This is a genomic window from Shewanella sp. MF05913 (genome assembly GCF_059758095.1).
This window is the reverse complement of sequence record NZ_JCAYNT010000013.1, coordinates 93,016-112,269: the sequence shown is the minus strand read 5'-3', so window position 1 is coordinate 112,269 and position 19,254 is coordinate 93,016. Positions and strand designations below refer to the sequence as shown.

The window sequence follows — 19,254 nt, the reverse complement described above, 5'->3', positions numbered from 1 at the left end:
GCAAGCGTTAGCATTTTCATTCTTTATCATAAAGAGGTGGCCGAAGAACACTCAGACGAAGTTCAACGCTGGATAAATTTCCGTCGCAATTTTTTCGCAGCTGCAGGGTGGAACCTTGCTATCTTAGTCTGGTGTGGGCGAAGAGCCACGACGTTAGTGGCCGCAGGCCATAAGTACAAAACGACATAAGTGCAAACACCTGGATCCCGGCTCAAAAGCATTGCCGGGAAGACGGGATTAATATGGATTAAATTGATTGCCGGAAGTGCAACTTTGACATTAGCTCCGGCTTGGGCGAAGCCCCACGACGTTAGTGTCCACAGGCCATAAGTACAAAACGACATAAGTGCAAACACCTGGATCCCGGCTAAAAAGCATTACTGGGAAGACGAGGTTGATAGATTTATATGGATTAAATTTATTGCTGGAAGTGCAACTTTGACACTAGCTCTGGTGTGGGTGAAGCGCCACGACGTTAGTGGCAGCAGGCCATTATTAACACGAGTTAACTAAGTTCATCATTCAACAATGCCAGCGAAATAGCTGGCACTTATAGTAGCGTCATTTAACGTTTTTGAATGATAACAACATCCTTTTGATGAACGTTATTAACATTAACGACGCGATATGCCGCTGGTTTAACAACGACCACTTTAGTTACCGTCGTTTTATTAGTAGGCGCTTTTGCGTGTCCATTATGAGCTCGTGGTGCACAAGCACTCAAGCTTATAATTGCTAATCCGATCAATATAACTTTAATCATCGGAAATTGAATTGACTGTTTCATACACACCTCGATACGAGTGAAGACGATGACTAAGCATAATCGTTTGAGTGTCAATTGCTGATCGTGGTGAGTAAAGTTATGCAAATATAGTGTTGAAATCAACGTCTATCGTTAAAACGTACCGTCATCACGAATACTTAATATTCATATCAATCAGTGGTTCTCGTGAACCTTTCTCTGCCCGCAATCTGGCTAAATACTGTTGCCATAATTCAGTTTGATTACTGCATAAGTTATATAGCACCTGCCAAGAATATAAACCGGTATCATGGCCATCATCAAAAGTGATTTTTACCGCATAATGTCCAACAGGTTCAAGAGCCTTGATATTAACGGCTTTCTTATGAGTGACCAATATTGGGTCACCATGACGCTGTACTTCAGCAGACGGGGAGAATACGCGGAGCATTTCACAACTGATGTTGTAGGTTTGGCCGTTATCAAAAGTGACTTCTAATAACTTAGATTGACGCTTCAGTTTAATGCCGCTAACAGTAGGCGTTGATTGGGTCATGGGAATACCTATAAAAAAAAGGATTAACGCTAAATCGCAGATTATCATCATACGCGACTTTGCTGTTAATCCTATTGTTTGAACCTGCATTCGTGATGTCGATTCGTATCAACACATTCACGTTACCCTCGTGGGTAACAAACCGACAAGGATAACCCGTTTACCGCGTGCTTATAAAATAAAGCGGCTTAAATCTTCATCTTGTACCAAGGTATCAAGGTGGTCGTTAACGTATTGTGCGTCAATGACAAAGGTAGAGCCTGATTTTTCAGAGGCATCGTAAGAAATCTCTTCCATCAGCTTTTCCATCACAGTATGTAAACGACGTGCACCGATGTTTTCAGTGCGCTCGTTAACCTGCCATGCGGCTTCTGCAATGCGATCAATGCCAGATTCTGTAAACTCTATGGTCACGCCTTCAGTGTTCATTAATGCAATACTCTGTTCAGTGAGTGATGCAAATGGCTCTGTTAGAATACGCTTAAAGTCGGCTGCTGTAAGGGCGTCTAATTCAACGCGGATCGGTAAACGACCTTGAAGCTCGGGGATTAAATCAGACGGTTTAGACATCTGGAATGCACCAGAAGCAATAAACAAAATATGGTCAGTTTTTACCATGCCGTGTTTAGTGGTGACAGTACAACCTTCAACTAAAGGCAGTAAATCACGTTGTACACCTTCACGTGACACATCTGGGCCAGAGCTTTCGCCGCGCTTACAGATTTTGTCGATTTCGTCTAAAAACACAATGCCATTTTGTTCAACTAATTCGATAGCTTGCTCTTTTAGGTCTTCTTGATTAACCAGCTTTGCGGCTTCGTCTTCAACTAACTGCTTGTAGGCATCTTTAATTTTAAGCTTTTTGCGTTTAGACGTGCTTTGGCCTAAATTTTGGAATAACCCTTGTAGCTGATTGGTCATTTCTTCCATGCCTGGAGGGGCCATGATTTCAACGCCAATTTGCGGTGCCGCAATATCAATTTCGATTTCTTTGTCGTCTAGCTGACCTTCACGTAGTTTTTTACGGAAAATTTGGCGGGTGTTCGACTCATCTTTTTTCTCTGTTTCCCAGTCATCTTTTACCTTAGGCAATAAGGCATCTAAAATGCGCTCTTCGGCCATTTCTTCTGCACGATGACGGCATTTTTTCATTTGCAGCTCGCGGGTCATTTTAACCGCAGAGTCTGTTAAATCTCGGATGATTTGCTCAACTTCTTTACCGACATAGCCCACTTCGGTAAATTTAGTTGCTTCGACTTTAATGAAAGGCGCGTTCGCTAGCTTAGCTAAACGACGGGCAATTTCGGTTTTACCGACACCGGTTGGGCCAATCATTAAAATATTTTTTGGGGTGACTTCTTGGCGAAGTGCAGGTTCTAATTGCATACGACGCCATCTATTACGAAGTGCGACTGCAACCGAGCGTTTAGCATTTTGTTGGCCGATAATATGTGCATCTAGTTCGTGAACAATTTCACGAGGTGTCATCTCAGACATAACGGTTCCTTTATTTACGCTCGAATTAGTAGTCTAACTTTTCGATGGTTTTAAATTGGTTGGTAAACACACATATATCGCCAGCAATCGTTAACGATTTTTCGGCAATATCTTCTGCACTTAACTCGGTATTTTGCAGCAATGCTAAGGCTGCTGCATGGGCATAGTTTCCGCCAGAGCCAATGGCAATAAGGTCATGTTCTGGCTGAACCACATCACCGTTACCGGTAATAATTAATGATGATTCAGTGTCAGCTACCACCAACATCGCTTCGAGTTTGCGGAGCATTTTGTCACTGCGCCAATCTTTGGCAAGCTCTACGGCTGATTTTAATAAATGGCCTTGATGCATTTCGAGCTTGGATTCAAAGCGCTCAAAAAGAGTAAATGCATCGGCAGTACCGCCAGCAAAACCGGCTAATACCTTATTATGATACAAACGACGCACTTTACGCGCGTTGCCTTTCATGACGGTATTGCCTAAAGAAACTTGGCCATCACCAGCGATGACAACTTGATTGTTGCGGCGTACGGATACGATAGTAGTCACGGTAAATCCTCTTTAAATGCATCAACGAATGCAATTGTTGATTCATGATTAAATTGGATATGGGGTCAAAATGATAGATATCAAGGACAGTATAAAAAAAGCCCCGTTCGAGTGAACAGGGCTGATGAATGTTTATCGCGTTTAGAGCCTGATTAGTGCTATTGCCATAACCAAATTTGGCAGGTGTTAATGCCTGACTTTTGCATTTTATGGCGGTTGGTTTCAGCTTCACGTTTGTTCGGGAACGGACCTAATACTACGCGGTACCAAATACCATTAGTGCCTTCACTGCGACGAACTTGTGCTTCCATACCTTGAAAGGCAATACGGGCTTTCATTTCATTGGCCTGTGACTCTTGTCTAAACGAGCCGCATTGCATTTGATAAATACCACTGGACACCACACCGGTTGAGGGCAGATCAATTTCAACTTCTTTATTTTCTAGCTCTTCAAGGTAGGTCCATTTCTCTTGTGGCTTAGGCGGTAATGCATTTGGATCTGGCTTAACCACTTTTTTGGCTGCCGGTGTTGGCGCAGCTTTAGTTTCAGTTTTAGTTTCAGCTTGTACGGTTTTCTTTTTTGGTTGCTGTGCAGGCTCAGTGACTTGAGTTTCTGAGCTGCCATTTATCGACCATAAAAAATAGCCAAAGCCGGCAACAAGCGCTAACACAACAAATACAGGCAAATACGGAAAGCTACGCGCAGGTGCTTTTTTACGCTTTGGCGCACGGCTTTTGTTCGGTTTACTTGCTCTGGGTTTGCGGTTTGCGTAGTCGCGACTCATGATTACATCCGCTCTAAAGTTTCAATGCCAAGCAATGACAAGCCGGTTTTTAGCGTATTAGCGGTTAATTGCGATAACAATAAACGGCTTTGTTTTTGCGCTTCCGTGTCTGCCGCTAAAACTGGGCAGGCTTCGTAAAAGCTTGAAAACTCGCTCGCAAGTTCATACAGGTAACCACACAGTACATGTGGCAAGCCTTTGTCTGTCATGCGGGTAAGCACTTCACCAAACTGGGCTAACTTGGTGCCTAAATCTTTTTCTTTTTCGTGTTCAAGAACGATTTTAGCCTGGCTTAAATCGATGTCTTCAGCACGTTTAAAAATACCGGCTACACGAGTATAGGCATACAGTAAGTATGGCGCAGTATTGCCTTCAAAGCTTAGCATTTGCTCAAAGCTGAAAATGTAATCGCTGGTGCGGTTTTTAGATAAATCAGCGTATTTAACTGCGCTGATCCCGACTACGCGGGCGATTTCAGTGAGTGTAGCTTCGTCCATGTCTGGATTTTTGCTGCGAACCAGTTCAAGTGCACGCACGTTAGCTTCATCTAATAAGTCGACTAGTTTAACGACACCGCCTGAGCGGGTTTTAAATGGACGACCATCTTCGCCGTTCATAGTGCCAAAGCCAGTGTGCTCTAGTGACATGTCTGCACGTACAAATTTAGCGAGTTTGGCAAGATTAAATACTTGCTGGAAATGCAGCGCCTGGCGTAAGTCGACAAAGTACAGCGCGCGGTCGGCTTTAAGTACGTTTGAGCGATAACGCATGGCGGCTAAATCAGAGGTGGCATATAAATAGCCGCCGTCTGCTTTTTGAATGATAACTGGTAATGGCTCGCCTTCTTTGGTGCGAAACTCTTCCTGGAATACCACTTTAGCGCCGTTACTTTCGCTTAATAAACCTTGGGCATCTAAATCTTTAACCACTTGTGCAAGGTTTGCGTTATAAGCACTTTCGCCGTGAACATCAGCGCGAGTTAGACTCACACCTAAACGCTTATAGACATCATGACAGTGGTTGAGTGAAATGTCGTTAAACTCACGCCAAAGCTTATTGCAGTATTCATCGCCCGATTGCAAGGCAACCACTAACTGACGTGAACGGGTGGCAAATTCTGTCGATTCGTCAAAGCGTACTTTGGCTGCACGGTAAAAACTTTCTAGGTCAGACAATTCCATTTTGGCTTGTTCGCCATTGGCTGCGCGTAACTCTTCCATGTATGCCAATAACATACCGAATTGCGTGCCCCAGTCGCCAACGTGATTTTGACGGATCACGTGATGGCCTAAAAACTCCAGTGCACGGACCACGCTGTCACCAATAATGGTTGAGCGTAAGTGACCTACGTGCATTTCTTTGGCTAAGTTTGGCGATGAATAATCGACAACAATAGTTTGCTTAGCCGGTAAGGTCACGCCTAAGTGGTCATCGTTTAATGCTTGTTGTAGCTGATCAGCTAATGCATTGTCGTCGATAAAAAAGTTAATAAACCCTGGGCCAGCAATTTCGACTTTAGCAACGTGAGATGATGCAGGTAAGGTGTCGATAATCAATTGGGCTAATTCGCGTGGGTTTTTCTTCGCGACTTTGGTCAGCATCATTGCAAGGTTAGTCGCTAAGTCACCATGACTTTTATCTTTAGTGCGATCGACCTGAATGCGCGCTTGAAAATCAGCAGGCACAATACCTTGCTGTTTAAAAGATTCGAGGGTTTGTTCTAGTAAAGATTCAATATGTGATTTCATGGGCGTTTGCTTGCACTAATTCGTTAAATGAATGACATGACGGAACCGCGTATTTTAGCCGTTTATGGGGTGAAATTGCTATCTGCTTTAGCGGAAATATTGGTTTTTTTGTTTAATTAAACTTGAATAGCAATTTATCTGAAGTGTATTACCCATATTCGTGTAGTCGATTGCCAGTTATAACGTGGTTTACATTAAATCTTGCGGATCTCTATCTATGGTCCAGCGGCAGCGTTTACCCTCAGGTAGTTGTTCAATTTGAGTTAACACATGTTCAAATACGCTTTGTAATCGATTCCTGCTTTTGGCTTGTAACATTAACTGACGTCGATATTTTCCGGCTTTACGATCTAATGGTGCAGGTATGGGGCCGATGACTTCAAGATCTTTATCTTGCGGAATAAGTTGACTTATTTGGGCTAAAAAAGCGTCCGCGTCTTGTGCTAAATGCGCTTCCGCTCTAATTAACACCATGTGCCATGCGGGCGGCAATAATGCTTGTTGGCGCTCAATTAACTGGCTTCGGGCAAATTCGCCGTAACCCCGTTGCAGTAAGTCGCGCAAAATAGGGTTGTCACTTTGGTGGGTTTGCAGCAGGACTTTGCCAGGCTTGTCGGCGCGACCAGCACGGCCAGATACTTGAGTGTATAGCTGACCAAAACGCTCAGGCGCCCGAAAATCGGCACTGAATAACGCACCGTCAACATCCAATAACCCCACTAAAGTTACATCGGGAAAGTGATGCCCTTTAGCCAGCATTTGGGTGCCAACCAGAATTTTATATTTTCCCATGTAAATCCCTTGTAGTTGTTGCTCAAGGGAGCCTTTGCGCCGAGTGGTGTCGCGATCAATACGCACAACCGGATGTTTAGGAAAAAGCTTAATTAACTCTTGCTCGAGTTGTTCAGTGCCTAAACCATGTCCCATTAACATGGTGCTACCGCATTCGTGACATTGTTTAGGGATAGCATATTGATTACCGCAGTGGTGACAGCAAATTTCGTTTAAACCTTGATGCACAGTAAAAAAAGCATCGCAACGGTCACATTCATGTAAATGGCCGCATTCGTGGCACAACAACGCAGGGGCAAAGCCGCGACGGTTTAAAAACAGTAATACTTGGTTGCCTGCATCAAGGTGCATGCGCATTTCGTTAATTAACGAGGCTGACATGCCGGCTTTTAAGGGCTGCGAGGTAATGTCGATGATGCCTTGTTTGACTTTTTGTGCAGCTCCCGCGCGCTCGCTTAATTCAAGGTGATGATAACGGCCAGACAACGCATTTTGTAGGGTTTCAAGCGAGGGTGTAGCAGAACCAAGCACCACTTGAATATCTTCTAAATGCCCACGCATTACGGCTAGATCTCGGGCGTGGTAGCGCACACCTTCTTGCTGCTTAAAGCTGCTGTCGTGTTCTTCGTCTAAAATAATAAGACCAGGAAACGCCATGGGGGTGAACAATGCGGAACGAGTGCCAATAATAATCGCCGCTTCACCAACGCGTGCTTGTCGCCAGGCTTCAAGCCGTTGATTGTCGGTTAATCCTGAATGAATCACCGCCACTTTGACTTCAAACCGGCGTTTAAAGCGGTTGATGGTTTGTGGGGTTAAGCCGATTTCGGGCACTAAAATAAGCGCTTGTTTGCCTTGTTTTAAAATGGTTTCGAGTAAGGTTAAATAGACTTCGGTTTTACCTGATCCCGTAATCCCTTCTAGTAAGGTGCAATGAAACCCTTGTTGTTGTGTGAGTACAGAAACCGCTACGGCTTGTTGTTTATTTAATTTGTGTGGCGACTCGTTCATGATGAGGTGCTGACGCCAGCTTAAGTCATGAGTAATGACTGCACTTTTTTGTTCAATCCATTGCTTATCTTGCAATGCTTTAAGCGCTGATTTACTTAATAGTTGGGTGGTAAATTCATCTTGAGTTAGCGGGTTTTTCAGCAATAAATCGAACAGTTTTTTTTGTGCTGGAGCGCGTTTAAGAACACTTGAGTCAGCTTGGCGACCTTGTTCGCTTAAATGATATTCAACCATGGCTTGCGGTGTAGCATCGAGGCCTTTACGCAGGGCGACGGGAAGGGCTTGGCTGAGCATTTGACCTTGCGAAGTAAAGTAATATCTTGCCGCCCAAAGCGTTAATTTATATAGCGAGTCGGGCAGTAATGGGGCATCATCTAGCACTGTTGTAACAGATTTAATTTGTTGCGGTGCTAAATCACAAGTGTCGGTTATTGCGGTGATTAACCCTATGAGCTGTTGGCGCCCAAACGGCACTTTAACGCGCAACCCAATTTGCAGTGTTGTTTGCTGTTCGTCTTTTACGCGGTAACTAAAATTTTGGCGTAATGGGACGGGTAAGGCGACTTCAACAAACACGGGCATAGGGTTTCACATTTTTCAATTCTATTAGGGATTGTGGATCAGTTTACCTCTAAGTGTCATCAAAGAGATAGGGTAAGTGTTATGCGTAAAAGACTTTATAGGGTCTTATTCTTGGTATTCGGATTATGTGTTAATGCTCAACAAGCGTTAGCGCAAGTCAATCATGTCAGCATTAATAGTCGTCAGTCAGAGTTGAACCAGCAACCGCGATTAAAAGTGAATGTTGTGGCACAAAATGATGATTTGTCACAACTTAGTTTTTATATACGCCAACAAGTTGATGGAGACATGCAACAACAAAGGTTATCGATACAACCGATTAATCGTTTTTTAGTGCAACTCGATGGCAAAAAGCCCGTCACAGACCGTTATGCGCAGTTAGTGATTACTGAAAACCAGCAAAACAAAGCGGTATTATTAGCGGTATTAGCTTTATTTGATGCGCCACTTTCATTTACGAGTGCTGCATTTATTGAGGCTCAGCCGTTACCGAGTACGAGTAATCAACCAACCAACGCACCTAGGCCAGTAGAAGCAGATGTGACAAATCACGTTGCGGTTACTGTGGTTAAAAACAATGCGGTAAAAGCGGTTAAGACGAATACTGTTAGCGAACCCGTGTTACAGCCAAGAACATCCGATAATTGCGAAATTGTCAAAGATAATTCAGATACATTGTGGCGTATTGCCGATCGTTATAAAGAGCAATGGAACACCAGTGTTTACGGTGCAATGCTAGCGATTTTCGAGGCCAACATGTTGGCTTTTTCTAAACAAAAAATTCATTTATTGCTTAAAGATGCGCTATTGGCGTGTCCGTCGACAGAAATATTGGCGCAATACGATAATAAAGCAGTCGATAAAAAAGTATTTGAAGTGATAGAAGCTAAACATGCTGCGAGATAGCTTATTTAATCGGTAACTGTGATTAAGGTACACAAAGTGTTGAGTAATTACTCTTATTGGTCAGTAATTGGTTGCAGCCGCGGATGTTAATTTATATAGTTGTTTGCGTTAATACAGGTTATTTAAGCAAAAATAAGCCCATGTGCAAATAATTCAACAATATTATCTCGAGAGTGATAAACAATAATAAAGACTGTATTAAGTAAATTTACAACGTCAGTTGCGTTGTTTTGAAGCCGTTTTAAGTAAGGGATTGATTTGATGAAATGCGTAAAGGTGCTAGCCATAATGGCATTACTCGCTGTGGGTTATATTCCTGCAGCCATTGCAGAAGTCAGTCATATTAGTATTGATACCGCCGCCTTTGAACAAGGTCAATTACCCACATTAACCGTTAATGTTGTGACTGAACATCATGATTTGTCTCGACTAACGTTTTATTTACGCCAGATTTATCAAGATAATATTGTATTAGAAAAACTCGATGTAGAACGCCAAGGTAACGACGTGTTTATTTTGTCGGGTAAAGAACAGCTACGTGATCCTGACTCAGCATTAATTGTCTCTGAGTATCGCAATGCTAAATGGCAACAATATTCACCTGTGCCGTTATTTAATCAAGTATTACCAACCAGTAATCACCAGCCTGTTGCCATCAAAAAAATGAAGTTACCCACTTCGTCCTCGTCTGTACAACAGGTTGCAGAAATCACCCGCGTTGTGGCTAAAGCACCTGTGCTGGCTGCCACCCAAGAGTTATTAGAGGGCTGCAATATTCTTAAGCAGCAGGATGACTCATTATGGAAAATTGCGGTTAGATATCGTAAACAGTGGGGGTCTAACATTTATGGGGCCATGCTGGCTTTGTATGAGGCCAATCCACAAGCTTTTTATCAAAACAAAATTAGTATGTTACAGCTAGACAGCTCATTGCGTTGTCCGCCTGCTAATATTTTAGTGAAGTACCAAAATGTTGATGTTGATAGAGTGACATTTGACGACTTAGTGGCCAGTCAGCAAGGTCAAACTCGCGCGATAGCCCAAGCGCCAACACGCGCACTTCCTAACAAAGCGCCAGAAGCGGCATCACAACATATCCAGGTGAACGAAGCAGCCGCTTCAGTCGATCATACCAAAATAGACACTGAGGTCACCACGAGTAATCGTATTAATGTCGCCGATGTGACTGAAGTTGTAGCTGATGTAGTAAAAGCTGATGTGCTAGAAAATCAAAGTGTGCAGCAATGTTCAATTGATAAGCGCCCTGACGACAATTTATGGCGTGTGGCAACGCGTAATCATCAACAGCTACACACCAATGTCTATGGTGCCATGCTAGCGTTATACCATGCCAACCCTAATGCATTCTTTAAACAGAAAATTTACCTCTTAATGGCCGACAGTCACTTAGATTGCCCATCAAACCAGGTGCTACAGCAATATCAAAACGCAGTTAAAGATCAGCTGACCTATGAAGCGCTTGAGCGTAAGCAGAGGTAGTCTTAGTTTGCTAAAGCATGGGCGTTTATAAATTCTACTTGTCTGAGCTTGTCGGACACTGTATTATCTCGCGCCTAAAACATATTGTTATTAACTTCATGTGGTGTCCAACTTCGGGTTGTGATGGCGACATGGCCTTCAATTTAAGGTACTCCAAATGAAAACTGGTATTCACCCAAATTACGCTGAAATCACTGCAACTTGTACTTGTGGTAACATCATCAAAGTAAACTCTACTGCTGGTAAAAACTTGCACTTAGACGTATGTGGCGCATGTCACCCATTCTATACTGGTACTCAGAAAGTTGTTGATACTGGTGGTCGTATTGACAAGTTCAACAAGCGTTTCAGCGTGCTTGCTAAGAAGTAATTGCCCTGCAATTAACTTCATAAAGGCGCCTTTGGCGCCTTTTTTGTTTTTAGCGTTCGCATAATGACATTGTGCTGTAGTGGAAACTTATTTTTAAGCTGTAAACAATGCAAAAATGCCTAAAACTATTTTTATTGTTATTTAAGCAAAATAAATAACAAATAACGCCTGTTAAAACGGTTTATTCTGCTAAATCTTGTTATTTTCCTACATTTTTAACTCTTTGATTTATATATATTCATGTTAGTTTAGTTTGATTAACAAAACCTAAGCTTGTTTAGGCCGGTCAACTCATCCTGTCACTGAGTTTTTGATTTCTATCAACACGGTAATAGCGTATCGTTAAAACACTTTCGATGATTAGCATAATCAATGTGTTCATAGTGCTAGTCACAATTTTAATGATACTAAATAGCGCATTTCAGGATGTATACAATGTCAGATATTCGTCAACAAGCTCTCGATTATCATGAATTCCCCGTTCCAGGCAAAACGGCTGTGTGTCTCACGAAACCAGCCCAATCTAGTCACGACCTAGCTTTGGCGTATAGCCCTGGTGTAGCCGAACCCGTACGTGAGATTGCCTCAGACCCTGAAAATGCCTATCGCTATACTAATAAAGGCAACACTGTCGCGGTCATTACTAACGGTACCGCGATTTTAGGCCTTGGCAATTTAGGCCCATTAGCCTCAAAGCCTGTCATGGAAGGTAAGTCGCTTTTATTTAAGCGTTTTGCCAACATTGACTCTATTGATATTGAAGTTAAACACCGGACCACCGAAGACTTTATCAATACTGTTGAGTCGATAGCGGACACGTTTGGTGGCATCAACTTAGAAGACATCAAAGCACCAGAGTGTTTTGAAATTGAACGCGAACTCATTAAGCGTTGTAGTATTCCGGTGTTTCATGATGATCAGCATGGCACGGCCATTGTTACCGCCGCAGGGATGTTGAATGCCTTAGAAATTCAAGGTAAAAAAATTGATGATGCGATATTTGTTTGTTTAGGTGCTGGGGCTGCGGCCATTGCCTGTATGAGCATGATTGTTAAGTGTGGTGCGCTGCGCGAAAATGTGTATATGCTCGACAGACAAGGGGTTATCCATACTCGCCGTGAAGATTTAAACGAATACAAAGCGCTGTTTGCTAATAATACTGACAAACGTACTCTGCAAGATGTGATTAAAGATGCGGACGTGTTTTTAGGGTTGTCAGGTGCCAATTTGCTAGCGGCTGAAGACATTGCCTTAATGGCACCTAATCCAGTAATTTTTGCGTGCTCAAATCCCGACCCTGAAATTCAACCCGAATTAGCACATGCTATTCGCAATGACCTGATTATGGGGACTGGCCGCAGTGATTACCCTAATCAAGTTAACAACGTATTGTGTTTCCCGTTTATTTTTAGAGGCGCATTAGATGTGCGTGCTGCTGTTATTAACGATGAAATGAAATTAGCGGCAGTGTATGCTATCGCTAATTTGGCCAAAGAGCCTGTGCCAGCAGAAGTGCTAGCGGCCTATCCTAAAGTGACTTCATTAAGTTTTGGTGCAGAATATGTACTTCCAAAACCGATGGATCCTAGATTACTGCCTATTGTTGCTCGTGCAGTATCGCAAGCGGCAATAGATTCTGGCGTAGCTAAAATCACTACATTGCCGAGTGAATATAAAGTCTAAAGTCTAAAGTATTAAGCTATATCGACGATAAACTCAGGGGCGAAAGCCCCTTTTTTATATGCGCTTAAACGACTAGTGAACTTATAGAGCACAATCGTTATACTGATAAAGATTTAATTGGGCTAGACCATAAAAATAAATCCAGCAGGATAGCGGATAAATGAAACTCACCAAGATCCTTACAAAAAAATTAACCAGTTTTTGGTTACTTTCATTAGCGGCAGTCGCCTTTGTGTTTCTTCTGTGCGCAATCATGAGTTTTATACAACTCACCTATACTTTTCAGCAGCAAAAAGTCACTGAACTCGAAATTATGTTGGTTGAGCACAGTAAGCGGCAAGATAATAGCCAGCTGTCTACTTGGTTGCCACCATTATTGTCTGCTTATAATGCCGTTGATTTCAGCTTAAGTCAGGGTGATAAATTATTGTATGAATATCATCACGACAACTTAAGTGTTGCCAAAAATAGCCTTACTCTATATCAGAATCAACTTGATAATGGTTTGCGATTATCACTCACCATGCCACCGCCATTTTCTTTATATCATCTTGGTTGGTCGGAATTGGTTATTGTTATTATCGGTTTTATTGCCATCGGGATTTTTGTTCGTTTTGGGCATGGCTGGTATTCCCGAGAACTTGACGGCATTGAACAACTTGCTTTACGCAGTAAATTAATTTTAGAAGGCGATTTAGTTCAAGCAGCTCAAGTGCCCACAAACGGTAAGCCGCGAATGATTAATCGGGCGATCAGCAAATTATTGAGCGATCTGGATGATGCTCATAAAGAACGTGGACGTTTAGACCAGTTTATTCGCAAAGACACCTTTTTAGACAAACAAACTCAAATCGGTAACGGCATCTTTTTTCAAAATCGCCTAGATGCATTAAGTCATAATCAAAAAATGATTGCCCATGGGGTATTGATGTTGATTGAGTTTGACGACATGGATTTAGTGGAAGAAGAGTTAGGTGAAAGTGGCCTTAAAGCTATGTTTACTTTAACCACAGAAGCCATAACTGCGGTATTAGCTCAATACGAAGACAGTATTTTTGCCCGCAGAAGCTATCAGCAATTAGTGATTGTTGTTCCACAATTATCGCTTACTGAAGCGGATCAATTGGCTCAGCGGGTACTAAAAACCTGCTTAGCGTTACCTTTTTATGGTTTAGGCAATCCGGATAACTTTTTACATTTAGGCAGTGCATTTTTTAAAGCGGGCGACTTGCAGGTTCAGCTGGTTGAAGAGGCCGAAATGGCACTTCGCGCGGCGCAATTACAACGAGTGAATAACTGGTTTATGTATGACAAAGGCGCTGTTGATGAAGAAATTGCCAAAGGTTCTGTGCGGTGGCGCAGCTTTCTTGAAAATGCACTGGTGGCAAAACGTTTCTTTACCCTGCAACAAGCGGTCGTCGACAGTGATAACCGTATCCTGCATTACGAAGTCTTTAGCCGAGCCCTTGATAATCAGGGTAATGAAGTGCGTGCGACCTTGTTTATTCCAATGGCCAATAAGTGTGGCTTAATGCCGCAAATCGAACGGCAAATATTATCGCAAGTATTGTTTGATTTGATGCCTCAAAACACCGCGACTTACTGTATAAATTTGAGTCTCGATACGTTAGTGAGTCGTGCTTTTGTGCGTTGGATTCAGTCAACCTTACTTGAGCATCGACCTTTGGCTTCAAGGCTTATTTTTGAGGTGTCAGAAGATATTATTGTTAAACATCAAAGTAATCCTGCTCTCGTTAAATCATTAGACATGCTGAGAAAGATGGGGGCGAAATTAGCCGTAGATCATGTTGGTCAACATGTCGTAGGGACGCACTATATTCAAGAGCACCATTTTGATTTAGTAAAATTGCACCGTTCGATTGTTAGGCAAGTGCATCAACGTTCAGAAAATCAACTGTTTATTCGAAGCTTAATTGGTGGCCTATACCGTGCTGAGGTAAAGGTAATTGCTGAAGGTGTAGAATGTTTTGAAGAGTGGCAAACATTGAAAATTTTAGGCGTTAGTGCGGCGCAGGGTGAGTATTTAGATCAAATAGTTGAGAGCTAACGTCAAAAAAGCTAATACTTCAATCTTAAAGTTTAAGTGCTTAGTTTCTTTACTTTTGCATTGGTCTTTAATTAGCTATGCTATATTGTTATTAATGTAACAATATTAAAACATTAACAATGTATTTGAGGTGAAGTTTTCATCATTTATGATGAGCTATTACGCAAAAAACACTAACCCGCTAATGAGATATTGTTTTAGTCATCGTTATGTTCAGGATTTTTGGGGTAGAATGGGTTTTATTGAGTTTTTTCATCGTATAGTAAACCAATAATCTCGAATAATTATCACGTTAGTGAGTATGGGACGCGTAATGAAAAGTGGTTTTTTGTGTAAATTAGCCTTTTGGAAGTCATCCAAAATAACGGGAGAGGTCGGTGTTTTTATCTCTGACAGCTCGTTATGGGTGTGTAAAACTCAAAAAGGGACATCTGCTAATACCATTACGAAAATTCCGGTGGTTAAACACAATTGGAACCAAGCATTTGAACAGCTAAAAGTACAATTTGGCCATGTTCGAATGCAATTAGTCTTGTCTTATGCTCATTATCAACTTTTACAAGCCGACAAACCCAATGTTGAAACAACTGAAATTGCCCAAGCATTAATTTGGGCGATTAAAGATATGGTGTCAGAACCGGTAGGCAACATTCATTTAGACTATTTTGAGTCTAGCATTATCCCAAGCGCCAAACTCAGCGTCGTGGTGACGAGCCGTGAGTTACTCATGAAGTTTGCGTCGGCATGTGAAGCAAGCAGTTTAACCATTGCAGGTATTAGCATTGAGGAGTTAGTGCTAAGGCATATGCTACCTAACGACAATATGGCGCACATGTTAGTCGCACATTTACCCCAGCAAGAGCTTTTGCTCATGGTAGTGAAAGCGGGTGAAGTGTTAATGCAACGTCGAGTGCGTGGTTTTAATCAGCTCAGCTCAGCAACTTACGATGAATTACAACAAGGTATTGCTGATAACTTAAGTCTTGAAATCCAACGTTCGATGGATTATTTCGAAAGCCAACTTCGCCAAGCGCCTGTAACATCTATTACCATTGCCGCAGATGGCGATAGTAGCGCGTTAGCCAACTTAGTTGGGGCCAATTTCAATCAAAAAGTGCATGCACAAACCCATGATGGTATGAGTGGATTATTCGCTCAGTTAGCATTACAAGAATTAACACGAGGTGATGCGTGATAAAAACCAGCGTTAATTTATATACTGCCGACTTATTGCCGCAACAGCAGCGATTAACCTTCACACGCCTGGCGGTGACTTTATTGCTTTTGTTTGGGCTATGCATTGCCTTTTATGGCATCGGATCGTGGCAGCAAAATCAGTTACACGCTGTTCAGCAGCAAGCGAGTAATGATAAAGATCAGTTAACGGCACAAAAAACACAGTTAGAAGCGCAAATTGCCGCGAGAAAACCTGATTCAGCCTTAGTGGCGCAAGTTGAGTTGGAAGAGCAGCGTCTAGATTTAAAAATACGTTTAAAAGATGAACTCGGCCAGCGTAAAAACCTTATCAGTCAAGGCTATTCGCCTATGTTGACTGATTTAGCCGCCGTCGCAGATGCCAACGTATGGCTCAGCCATATCAGTATTTCTCAGCAAGATAATGCTCCGCAGCGCATCGAGTTTGAAGGTTATGGTCGCAATCCACAAAGCATTCCATTATGGATTGATAGACTAAAAAATACCTCGACGTTAAAGGGCTATGCTTTTTCAGCGATGACGATGGACCGGGGTGATGATCAACCATTAATGTTCAAATTAACCAGTCAAACTGCTGACAAGGAGCCCTCACAATGAAGCAACAATGGGCGAACTGGTCAGAAAAGTTTAATCAGCTCAGTCAACGGGAGCGAGTCTTAATTGCGCTTGCGAGTGTTGTTGTGATTGGCATGTTGTTGTATTTACCCTTGGAATCTCTTTGGAAGCAACGGCAATTAATGCAAAGGCAATTGACTAGCTTAAACCAAGAAAATGATATATCACGGCAACAAATTACTTTATATCAAGAGCGCTTGCAGCTAGATCCTAATCAAGATTACCAGCAACGTTTATTGCTAGTGAATGAGCAGATGTTAGCCATTGATGCCGAGTTAGATGCACAAATGGTTGATATGGTGCCAGCAGATTATATGCCGACAGTATTAGCCAACTTACTGGGTAATGTAAAAGGCGTGACCCTTAAATCGTTCGCCTCCATTGCACCTACTCCATTATTAAATATGGGTGAGGGCAGTAACGTTAATTTATACAGTCATGGTATTAAGTTAAGTCTACAAGGTGATTATTTTGCCATTTTAGCGTTTGTCTCTGCGGTGGAAAATATGCCAGACAAATTGTATTGGAAGCGCTTGGATTATCGTGTTGAGACACATCCTAATGCGCTCGTTCAATTAGAACTTTACACACTGAGTGTGAATAAGGACTTTATCAGTGTTGCTAAACAGAATTAGCGTTAACGCACTGGCTGTGATGGTCAGTAGCGTAATAGTGCTTGCTTCCCACGCAGAAGCCCAATCGTTACGAGACCCAACTTTGCCCGGCCAGGGTTATGTTGCTGTGAGTTCGAATATCGCTCCCCAGCAAACCATGGTGCTTAACAGTATCGTCAATGGGCAGCGTGCATATGCGGTAATTAATAACAATATTCTCTCAGTGGGTGACACGATTAGTGGTGTAGGGCTACGTGTAACTTCGATAGGCCAAGACAGCGTTACCTTGTCAGATGGCAGAAAACTTCAGCTATTTCAGTCGATAACAGAGCGATAGGATAAGAATAAAAATGAAAGTAATTAAATATGTTACCCCTCTGATGTCGCTGTGTTTGGTTGCTTGTCAAACAACAGATAGACCAGATCCTGAAACGGTTAAGTCAGCGTTATCTGAGTCAAGGCAGCAAGCACAAGCTAATGCAGATGTTACTCCGCCGCCAGCCACCATGCCTGCAGAAGTGCAGCGCGAGTTGAATGGTAGTAATGCGCTTACCTCGGCAAAAGTGCTCCCTGCAGAGCGTCGCTTTGATGTGTCGGCAAATAATGTTGATGCTCGAGTTTTTTTCCCTAGCTTAGTTAAAGACACGCCATTAAGTGTGGCAGTGCATCCCGATGTACAAGGCACCATTTCGTTATCACTAAAAGCGGTCACCTTGTCTGAAGCACTTCAAGTCGTTGAAGATATTTACGGTTACGAAGTGAGCCGCCAGGGCCGAATTTTACGGGTTTTCCCATCAGGAATGCGCACAGAAACATACCCATTAAATTACCTGTATATGCAACGTGAAGGTTTATCGTTAACGTCCGTGAGTTCAGGGCGTATCTCAGATGATAATGACAACTCAAGTAGCGGTAGCAATAACAATAGTAGTTCTAGTAGCTCGAGCAATTCTAACAGCAACAGCAGCTCGGGCAGTAATGAACAAAGTAACGGTACCTTTATCCGCTCCACTACTAAAACTGACTTTTGGGGTGAGCTACAAGCCACATTAGTGTCAATTATTGGTGAAACCGGTGGCGGGCGTCAGGTGGTTGTGACTCCGCAGGCGGGTTTAGTGACCATTCGCGCTTTTCCTAATGAGTTAAGACAAGTTCGGGCTTTTTTGACTAAAGCTGAAAGCCATTTACAACGCCAGGTCATATTAGAAGCCAAAATCTTAGAGGTGACCTTGTCTGATGGTTATCAGCAAGGCATACAGTGGGAAAATGTATTAGGGCATGTGGGTAATACTAACATTGATTTTAGTACCTCCGCTGGTCAGGGTTTAGGCAATACTATATCTTCAGTGATCGGTGGTGTGACTTCCATTAACGTTAAAGGTACTGATTTTAGTACCATGATTAGTTTACTCGACACTCAAGGTGATGTTGATGTGCTATCAAGCCCAAGAGTGACCGCGACCAACAACCAAAAAGCGGTGATTAAAGTGGGTAACGACGAATACTTTGTGACCGATGTGTCGACCACAACAGTGTCATCGACCACCACCGTGACCACGCCAGAGGTTGAGTTAACACCCTTTTTCTCTGGTATTGCTTTAGATGTAACGCCGCAAATTGACGAAAATGGCAATGTACTACTACACGTACATCCGTCGGTTATTGACGTGCAAGAGCAAACCAAAACCATTCAAATTAGCGATTCAACGTTAGAGCTACCATTAGCACAAAGTGAGATCCGCGAGTCGGATACGGTCATTAGAGCTGCATCAGGTGATGTGGTGGTGATTGGTGGCTTAATGAAGAGTGAGAACATCGAAACTGTATCGAAAGTACCATTTTTAGGTGATATCCCATTTTTGGGCGAAGCCTTTACGAGCCGTAGTAAATCAAAGCAAAAAACCGAATTAATTATCTTACTTAAGCCAACTGTGGTGGGTTTAGACACCTGGAAAGATGAACTCAAGCGTTCGCAAGATTTGATTGAACGTTGGTATCCTTCTAAGTAATGATGGAA

17 protein-coding genes are annotated in these 19,254 nt (G+C 42.6%); 10 read left to right on the top strand and 7 right to left on the bottom strand.

The annotated features are described in order from the left end of the window. Positions 1–565: 565 nt before the first annotated feature. The 7 genes from AC19MV_RS15275 to priA form a co-directional block, all read right to left on the bottom strand. A complete protein-coding gene (locus AC19MV_RS15275) occupies positions 566–787 on the bottom strand; it encodes a hypothetical protein (protein WP_498308646.1) in 222 nt (73 codons plus the stop codon). Between the two features lie 127 nt (positions 788–914). Then, complete coding sequence (locus AC19MV_RS15270) at positions 915–1,301, bottom strand: gamma-butyrobetaine hydroxylase family protein (protein WP_432400809.1); 387 nt, start codon at positions 1,299–1,301, stop codon at positions 915–917. A gap of 171 nt (positions 1,302–1,472) precedes the next feature. Beyond that, complete coding sequence (gene hslU, locus AC19MV_RS15265) at positions 1,473–2,798, bottom strand: ATP-dependent protease ATPase subunit HslU (protein ID WP_432400811.1); 1,326 nt, start codon at positions 2,796–2,798, stop codon at positions 1,473–1,475. 25 nt (positions 2,799–2,823) lie between these two features. Then, the gene (hslV, locus tag AC19MV_RS15260; protein ID WP_498308644.1) at positions 2,824–3,348 is read right to left on the bottom strand and encodes an ATP-dependent protease subunit HslV; all 525 of its coding nucleotides are present in this window, start codon (positions 3,346–3,348) and stop codon (positions 2,824–2,826) included. A gap of 158 nt (positions 3,349–3,506) precedes the next feature. Further along, entirely contained in the window at positions 3,507–4,136 is a 630-nt protein-coding gene (locus tag AC19MV_RS15255; protein WP_498308676.1) for an SPOR domain-containing protein, read from the bottom strand. After that, positions 4,136–5,881 carry an arginine--tRNA ligase gene (gene argS, locus AC19MV_RS15250; protein WP_498308642.1) on the bottom strand — a complete coding sequence of 582 codons (1,746 nt, stop codon included), beginning with the start codon at positions 5,879–5,881 and terminating at the stop codon, positions 4,136–4,138. The genes AC19MV_RS15255 and argS overlap by 1 nt, the downstream gene beginning before the upstream one ends. Before the next feature lie 189 nt (positions 5,882–6,070). Continuing rightward, complete coding sequence (gene priA / locus AC19MV_RS15245) at positions 6,071–8,266, bottom strand: primosomal protein N' (protein ID WP_498308640.1); 2,196 nt, start codon at positions 8,264–8,266, stop codon at positions 6,071–6,073. Positions 8,267–8,347: 81 nt separating this feature from the next. On the opposite strand from priA, the gene AC19MV_RS15240 reads away from it, so the two are divergent. The 10 genes from AC19MV_RS15240 (at position 8,348) to mshL (ending at position 19,246) form a co-directional block, all read left to right on the top strand. Next, positions 8,348–9,172, top strand: coding sequence for a FimV/HubP family polar landmark protein (locus AC19MV_RS15240; RefSeq protein ID WP_498308639.1), 825 nt, complete (start codon positions 8,348–8,350; stop codon positions 9,170–9,172). 261 nt (positions 9,173–9,433) lie between these two features. After that, entirely contained in the window at positions 9,434–10,672 is a 1,239-nt protein-coding gene (locus AC19MV_RS15235) for a hypothetical protein (RefSeq protein WP_498308637.1), read from the top strand. Between the two features lie 157 nt (positions 10,673–10,829). Next, entirely contained in the window at positions 10,830–11,042 is a 213-nt protein-coding gene (gene rpmE, locus AC19MV_RS15230) for a 50S ribosomal protein L31 (protein WP_432400825.1), read from the top strand. A 435-nt stretch (positions 11,043–11,477) separates the two neighbouring features. After that, complete coding sequence (locus AC19MV_RS15225; protein WP_498308635.1) at positions 11,478–12,725, top strand: malic enzyme-like NAD(P)-binding protein; 1,248 nt, start codon at positions 11,478–11,480, stop codon at positions 12,723–12,725. A 160-nt stretch (positions 12,726–12,885) separates the two neighbouring features. After that, positions 12,886–14,793 (top strand): RNase E specificity factor CsrD, encoded by a 1,908-nt coding sequence (gene csrD / locus AC19MV_RS15220; protein ID WP_498308633.1) that lies wholly within the window; start codon positions 12,886–12,888, stop codon positions 14,791–14,793. A gap of 313 nt (positions 14,794–15,106) precedes the next feature. Further along, the gene (locus AC19MV_RS15215) at positions 15,107–15,988 is read left to right on the top strand and encodes a biogenesis protein MshI (RefSeq protein WP_498308631.1); all 882 of its coding nucleotides are present in this window, start codon (positions 15,107–15,109) and stop codon (positions 15,986–15,988) included. After that, positions 15,985–16,605, top strand: a complete 621-nt coding sequence (locus AC19MV_RS15210) for a PilN domain-containing protein (RefSeq protein ID WP_498308630.1) — start codon at positions 15,985–15,987, stop codon at positions 16,603–16,605. Before AC19MV_RS15215 ends, AC19MV_RS15210 begins: the two co-directional genes overlap by 4 nt. Beyond that, positions 16,602–17,258 carry an MSHA biogenesis protein MshJ gene (locus tag AC19MV_RS15205; RefSeq protein ID WP_498308628.1) on the top strand — a complete coding sequence of 219 codons (657 nt, stop codon included), beginning with the start codon at positions 16,602–16,604 and terminating at the stop codon, positions 17,256–17,258. Before AC19MV_RS15210 ends, AC19MV_RS15205 begins: the two co-directional genes overlap by 4 nt. Next, positions 17,239–17,574 carry an MSHA biogenesis protein MshK gene (locus AC19MV_RS15200; protein WP_432400837.1) on the top strand — a complete coding sequence of 112 codons (336 nt, stop codon included), beginning with the start codon at positions 17,239–17,241 and terminating at the stop codon, positions 17,572–17,574. The genes AC19MV_RS15205 and AC19MV_RS15200 overlap by 20 nt, the downstream gene beginning before the upstream one ends. A gap of 13 nt (positions 17,575–17,587) precedes the next feature. After that, positions 17,588–19,246 carry a pilus (MSHA type) biogenesis protein MshL gene (gene mshL, locus AC19MV_RS15195; RefSeq protein WP_498308626.1) on the top strand — a complete coding sequence of 553 codons (1,659 nt, stop codon included), beginning with the start codon at positions 17,588–17,590 and terminating at the stop codon, positions 19,244–19,246. The last annotated feature ends 8 nt before the right edge of the window (positions 19,247–19,254 follow it).

Bases quoted from the DNA above. Each gene is read 5' to 3' on its own strand.
- mshL (WP_498308626.1), top strand. From the start codon at position 17,588: ATGAAAGTAATTAAATATGTTACCCCTCTGATGTCGCTGTGTTTGGTT.
- rpmE (WP_432400825.1), top strand. From the start codon at position 10,830: ATGAAAACTGGTATTCACCCAAATTACGCTGAAATCACTGCAACTTGT.
- AC19MV_RS15235 (WP_498308637.1), top strand. From the start codon at position 9,434: ATGAAATGCGTAAAGGTGCTAGCCATAATGGCATTACTCGCTGTGGGT.
- priA (WP_498308640.1), bottom strand. From the start codon at position 8,266: ATGCCCGTGTTTGTTGAAGTCGCCTTACCCGTCCCATTACGCCAAAAT.
- csrD (WP_498308633.1), top strand. From the start codon at position 12,886: ATGAAACTCACCAAGATCCTTACAAAAAAATTAACCAGTTTTTGGTTA.
- argS (WP_498308642.1), bottom strand. From the start codon at position 5,881: ATGAAATCACATATTGAATCTTTACTAGAACAAACCCTCGAATCTTTT.
- AC19MV_RS15270 (WP_432400809.1), bottom strand. From the start codon at position 1,301: ATGACCCAATCAACGCCTACTGTTAGCGGCATTAAACTGAAGCGTCAA.
- AC19MV_RS15275 (WP_498308646.1), bottom strand. From the start codon at position 787: ATGAAACAGTCAATTCAATTTCCGATGATTAAAGTTATATTGATCGGA.
- hslU (WP_432400811.1), bottom strand. From the start codon at position 2,798: ATGTCTGAGATGACACCTCGTGAAATTGTTCACGAACTAGATGCACAT.
- AC19MV_RS15240 (WP_498308639.1), top strand. From the start codon at position 8,348: ATGCGTAAAAGACTTTATAGGGTCTTATTCTTGGTATTCGGATTATGT.
- AC19MV_RS15205 (WP_498308628.1), top strand. From the start codon at position 16,602: ATGAAGCAACAATGGGCGAACTGGTCAGAAAAGTTTAATCAGCTCAGT.
- AC19MV_RS15215 (WP_498308631.1), top strand. From the start codon at position 15,107: ATGAAAAGTGGTTTTTTGTGTAAATTAGCCTTTTGGAAGTCATCCAAA.
- AC19MV_RS15225 (WP_498308635.1), top strand. From the start codon at position 11,478: ATGTCAGATATTCGTCAACAAGCTCTCGATTATCATGAATTCCCCGTT.